The sequence below is a fragment of the Okeania sp. genome, assembly GCF_983059655.1.
Window position 1 is genome coordinate 1 of record NZ_CEZPJD010000544.1, and the last position, 5,421, is coordinate 5,421.

A 5,421-nucleotide genomic window follows, 5' to 3' on the forward strand; every position below is an offset into this window, starting at 1 on the left:
ACAAAGCAGTGGGAGCATCTTGCTCCCGTACCAAGAATTTTTTGTTCCTATCTAGCATTAGGCGAGCGCGACTACCCCAAAATTTTCATACCAAAAAACCCAACTTCATCCAGCACAAGATTTTAATAACCAACCGATCGCAATTCCTAAACCGCCAAATCTCACAGCTTGCCAAAATGGTTCTTTTATGCTATTCCAACTAAATAAACTACTCTCTAGGTTTAATTCTATTGTTTCTAATTCTGTCTGTATCTGTTCTAACTCTTTTCTCAATTCATTAGTTTTTTGGCGACGTACTTCCGGTCGTACTTCTTCTAAGCGATGCTTTAATTCTGCTTTTCGCTTCTGATAATACTGAACCTGAGAATAACGTTCTTTCACAGCAGTAAATGAACGCTCTACCTCTGCTAGTGCTTGTGCAAAATCAGTCTCTGACACTTCTGATTCCCCATCAATTGGCGCAGAATTTGAATCATTTATTTTTGTCTCAGAATGTTCTGGAGGAGGATTCATGCTGGCATACTTAAGTATAGTAAGTTCTACCTGAAAACATTAATCTAGGAAAATATGCTTAACTCTAACTCAGCTTCTGCAACCGCAACTAACAAAATCAGTACCCCTAACGAAAGAGATTTACAAGAGTATAGTACATTAGAACTAGCTCAAGCTTTAGCCCAAAAACTTGCTATAACAGAAAGAGACTGGCATCGACTTAAGTCTAATCGCCAAGTCCGTGCCTTAGAGCTAACTGTAGCTGCCCTAGTTTTTTTAATCAAGGCACAGCCTACTGAAGCGATCGAACGTCTCAAACAAGCTACTAGCTGGTTAGATCGATCTATCTCAGCTCCCCCATGTCCAGGCCATGGAGTAAAGATAAAGAAGGATTAATCGGTTGAAGTTAACTTAAATTCTTCATATAACCAAGGGTAATCTGGAGTTATTTCTTACTCTTTTGCATAGTGTTAACTCTGTACCCTTGGAATTCCATTCAACATAATCAAAAACTTGGTAGATGATGTATATGCCTCGACCGCATTCTTTTTCATCATCACAATAATTTTCTGGGGAAGCTGCTTGCCTATGATTTTGGTTTGATTTACAAGGTGGTTTAAAACCTGAGCCTTGGTCTGAAATCACCCACCAATACTGGTCTTGTACAATTGAAAAACGGACAAAAACTTTCTTACTGGGGTCTAAATTATTTCCATGCTTTGCAGAATTTACCAAAGCTTCCTGTAATCCTAGTCGTAGTTCTGGATGCCAATGTTTAGGAACATCTGCCAGTAAAAGATCGAGAATTGGAAACAAATACAGGGTAGAAGCAAAGCTAATTGTTACCCAGTTTTGACCTATTAGACGTGGACGTGATGAGATAGCAATCACTGAAAAAACTCCCTAGCTTTTCTTAGTAAACCTTTGTCAATCTCCTCGTGCGATTAAAAATCTTTTCTTTAATGAGCATCCCTGCTTTCATATTTTTATAGTATCAAAACTCTTAAGAAAAATAAAGTACTTCAGCAAAATTAGTGCAAATTTTATATATATTTTCTACTTAAAAGTATTTAATATCTATTATCTACAGTAGATACAGGTTTCTTTTTTCTGGCCTAGATTTTTTCTATTGTTGACGGGAAATATAGCAGTGAGCGCTGGTATATTTACAAATTGCAGGATTTGCCCAATAGCTAAAAGTCTTATGTTATCGGCAATTTATTCCCCCTGTTGCCAGATGAGCTGTTGCCTGTTGCCTGCGCACAGCGCTATATTTTATAAATAATTTGATCCCGTCTTAATTTTGATACAATACTTGATGTAATTTAACAAAATTTTATATATGTTAACTAAATCAGCCTCCATAACAGCTTCACTTCCTGGCAGTTATTGGCAATGGCGGGATCAGTATATTTACTATGTATGTGCAGGTAAGTCCGATCCCGCAACTCCACCCATATTATTAATACATGGCTTCGGAGCATCAACAGACCATTGGCGCAAAAATATTGCATATTTGAGCCAGTTTTTTCAGGTTTGGGCGATCGACTTACTAGGATTTGGACGTTCGACAAAAGCAAACTGTCAATATAGTGGTCAGCTATGGAGAGAACAACTAAATGATTTTATTACAGAAGTAATTGGTAAACCTGCAGTATTAGCAGGAAATTCTCTGGGAGGTTATGCAGCATTGTGTGTAGCAGCTGAATATCCAACCTCCACAACAGGTTTAATATTACTGAACAGTGCTGGACCTTTTAGTGAATCTCAGCCTACTGCCAAACCTCCTTTGTGGAGAAAAGTTATTTCTCAAAGTACAAAGTGGTTACTTTTACAAGATTGGCCTAGTTTTTTGTTATTTCAATGGACGCGACGACGTAGCACTATCAGAAAAACACTACAGAAGGTTTATTTAGATCAAAGTGCTATTACAGACCAACTAATAGAAGATATATATCGGCCTTCTTGCGATCCTGGTGCAGCTAAAGTTTTTGCTTCTATATTCAAAACTCCATCTGGCGAAAAAATTGATGTGCTGTTAGGTCAGTTAAAATGTCCCTTACTCATGTTGTGGGGAAAAGGAGATCCTTGGATAAATGCTCAAAGTAAAAGTGCCCAGTTTCGTAAGTATTATCCTCAGTTAACAGAGTACTTTTTAGAGGCAGGTCATTGCCCTCATGATGAAGTACCAGAGCAAGTTAACAAATTAATTAAGGAATGGGTGTTATCAGAAGTCAGAAGTCAGAAGTCAGAAGTCAGAAGTTAGAAGTTAGAATTCAGAAGTAATCTCTTAAGCTTTGCTTTGACTGCTATATCAATTGTGAAATAGGTTAGTTGAATTAAGCACCTGTACAAAATAAATTTAATATAGGGCTTACCGATCTATCTAATCTAAAGGCATTGACAGATCAAGGAAAGAGCCTTTTTATGTCTGGAAAAAGTACAAGGGGTTATACCATCTTGAAAAAATAATGTTACGAATAATAAGCACCATAAAAAGACTTTCAGATAAAGTCTATTTCACGAAAAAGGTAATTTAAAATATCAAAAATGGTATTAAATATATCCATTCTGCATTCTAAATTCTAAATTAGAATAAATACCCTAGCTATTTGTAGCAAGTATTTATCAAATTGGTATTAGGTCGCCCTGGGTTCCAAAAAGAGGGCATTTTGGGGTAACTATGGCAGACAATCAAGAAACCATTATGAACGACTACCTACTCTATAACTCCAATTTCTCCTAACTCTTAACTACTCCCTAATCCCTACTCCCTACTCCTAGAAACGAGGATGAATCCTGGGATTAAGCATATTATCTACAGGTTCATTGCCCTGAAGATGTTGTGTAACTATTTTTGGGACATCATGAGGTTGGACTCGGTAATACCAAACTTCATCAGGGGTAACTTTTACTGTGGGGCCAGTGTTACATTGACCTAGACAACCGCTGGCTCTAATATTAACATCAACTACATTTTCTGTCTCAGCTATGAAGGTTTTGAGGACTTCTTGAGAATTTTGCCGTAGACAAGACGTATTTTGGCAGACAAGTACACAGCGATCGCCAGCAGAAACTTCTAATTTTTGGCCTTCAGGTGTTGACATTAGTCAAAAATTCTTAATATAGCTTTATGCTACATTGTAAGCTTTGATTTGAGAAAGATGCAATTATAGTATGTTGTACTTTCTTTTATGATTACTATTGAAGCCAAAACTAAAAAGGAAAATTTTTACTTTTTTACGCTCTCATAGTTACTCCAACTAGAAAAAAAATCTGAGGTAAATTATGAATAAAACAGTAGCAGATGTGATGAGTAATAATCCAATTTCTGTTAAGCCAGAAATGCCTCTAAAAGAGGCAATTAAAATATTAGCAGAGCAACGTATTAGTGGTCTGCCTGTAGTGAATGAAGATGAAAAATTAGTCGGGATCGTATCAGAAACAGATTTGATGTGGCAAGAAAGCGGGGTTACACCTCCACCTTACATTATGTTGCTGGATAGTGTGATTTTTCTAGAAAATCCTTCTCGTTATGAAAAACAAATTCATAAAGCTTTGGGAGAAACTGTGGAAGAGGTAATGACTAAAGATCCTCTAACTACTACACCAGAAAAATCACTTTCAGCAGCAGCTAAACTCATGCACGATCGTGATATTCATCGGTTACCAGTACTAGATGAAAATGACAAAGTGATTGGTATAATAACTCGTGGGGATATTATTAGAGCTATGGCAAACGAGTAAATTTGATTTGATTAAAAATCAATCTATAGCAGGGGATCAAAAATCTACTCTAGTTTATAGCTTAGATAATCCAGGAAAATAAAAAAATATAAATTTATGGCAATGAGTGTTACCCCAGATTCAATTCAGCAACTACTAATATCAGAGGATCTAGGCGATCGCTTGCGTGGAGTTAATCAATTACGTCAAATAGATTTAGCTAACGCTTTTGAATTAATTCAAACTTCAATCAAAGACCAAGATACTCGTGTTAGATATGCTGCAGTTAGCCAAATGTCAAGCTTAGGAACACAAGATTTAGCAAGATCCCAAGAAATATTGCGAGACTGTTTGCTAAACGATCCCGAGCCAGATGTCCAAGCAGCGGCAGCAGATGCTTTAGGGGCATTACAACTTACTGAAACTTTTGACGACCTACAACAGGTATACCAGAATACTCCAGAATGGCTAGTTAAAATGAGCATAGTTGCAGTAATAGGAGGAATGGGAGATCCAAGAGCATTATCTTTACTAGAAGATGCTCTCAAGTCAGATAATGAACTGATACAAACTATAGCTATTAGTGCTTTAGGGGAATTAGGGAACCCAGAAGCTGTTCCTTTCTTAACACCTTTTGCTACCCATAGTGATTGGCAAATACGTTATAGACTCGTACAAGCTTTGCATAAATTAGGAGGGCCACAAGCGGAGTTAGTTATCGCACAGTTAGCCAACGATCGGTTTGAGCAGGTTGCGCAGGAGGCCAAGGCAGCCCAAAATGGTTAACTGTAGCATAAAGTAGAAGATTGATTAATTTCCGATCTAAGTTACTGTATAAGTTCACAACCTTTGTAGATACTTCTACTTAAAGCTAATTAAGTTAATTGAGGCGATCGCTACGATAGTTTCATATTCGATACGTTAGAATACGAGTGAATAATTTAATTTGATTAAAAAGATATTCTTTAGCGAGAGGAAAGACTGTATGTTTTTAGATGAACTAACTCCAGTTGTAAAAGAACTAATTGAACAACCAGTTGCCTTTTTTGGAGGTTTTTTCTCTGGTATGTTCCGACTAAATCTTAATGACGATCCAGTCAAAAGTTGGCTTGAGAAGCAGAATGGTTATACTGCCACTACTAACTCAAATACAGAAGTAAATGGTGACAAAAGTGAAGGTCCTCAATCAATCACTATAGAATA

The 5,421-nt window shown here is 36.9% G+C and carries 8 protein-coding genes; 5 read left to right on the plus strand and 3 right to left on the minus strand.

The window, feature by feature from the left end:
- Positions 1 to 105: 105 nt before the first annotated feature.
- Positions 106 to 513 (minus strand): sll0565 family protein, encoded by a 408-nt coding sequence (locus tag AC3DU7_RS23785; protein ID WP_488041774.1) that lies wholly within the window; start codon positions 511 to 513, stop codon positions 106 to 108.
- Between the two features lie 54 nt (positions 514 to 567).
- Between AC3DU7_RS23785 and AC3DU7_RS23790 the strand changes: the two genes are divergently transcribed.
- Positions 568 to 888: a DUF6439 family protein gene (locus tag AC3DU7_RS23790; protein WP_488041775.1), complete on the plus strand. Its 321-nt coding sequence runs from the start codon at positions 568 to 570 to the stop codon at positions 886 to 888.
- A gap of 24 nt (positions 889 to 912) precedes the next feature.
- Here the strand turns inward: AC3DU7_RS23790 and AC3DU7_RS23795 are convergent, their stop codons facing one another.
- On the minus strand, positions 913 to 1,383 hold the full coding sequence (locus AC3DU7_RS23795; RefSeq protein WP_488041776.1) for an ATP-binding protein: 471 nt from the start codon (positions 1,381 to 1,383) through the stop codon (positions 913 to 915).
- Positions 1,384 to 1,834: 451 nt separating this feature from the next.
- On the opposite strand from AC3DU7_RS23795, the gene AC3DU7_RS23800 reads away from it, so the two are divergent.
- Positions 1,835 to 2,758, plus strand: coding sequence for an alpha/beta fold hydrolase (locus AC3DU7_RS23800; RefSeq protein ID WP_488041777.1), 924 nt, complete (start codon positions 1,835 to 1,837; stop codon positions 2,756 to 2,758).
- 514 nt (positions 2,759 to 3,272) lie between these two features.
- Here AC3DU7_RS23800 and AC3DU7_RS23805 read toward each other — a convergent pair.
- Complete coding sequence (locus tag AC3DU7_RS23805) at positions 3,273 to 3,599, minus strand: (2Fe-2S) ferredoxin domain-containing protein (protein ID WP_488041778.1); 327 nt, start codon at positions 3,597 to 3,599, stop codon at positions 3,273 to 3,275.
- A gap of 181 nt (positions 3,600 to 3,780) precedes the next feature.
- Between AC3DU7_RS23805 and AC3DU7_RS23810 the strand changes: the two genes are divergently transcribed.
- The 3 genes from AC3DU7_RS23810 to AC3DU7_RS23820 form a co-directional block, all read left to right on the plus strand.
- On the plus strand, positions 3,781 to 4,239 hold the full coding sequence (locus AC3DU7_RS23810) for a CBS domain-containing protein (RefSeq protein WP_488041779.1): 459 nt from the start codon (positions 3,781 to 3,783) through the stop codon (positions 4,237 to 4,239).
- A gap of 102 nt (positions 4,240 to 4,341) precedes the next feature.
- On the plus strand, positions 4,342 to 5,004 hold the full coding sequence (gene nblB, locus AC3DU7_RS23815) for a phycobilisome degradation protein NblB (RefSeq protein ID WP_488041781.1): 663 nt from the start codon (positions 4,342 to 4,344) through the stop codon (positions 5,002 to 5,004).
- A 199-nt stretch (positions 5,005 to 5,203) separates the two neighbouring features.
- Positions 5,204 to 5,421: ssl0294 family protein (locus AC3DU7_RS23820; protein ID WP_488041780.1), on the plus strand; the 218-nt coding region annotated here is incomplete at its 3' end.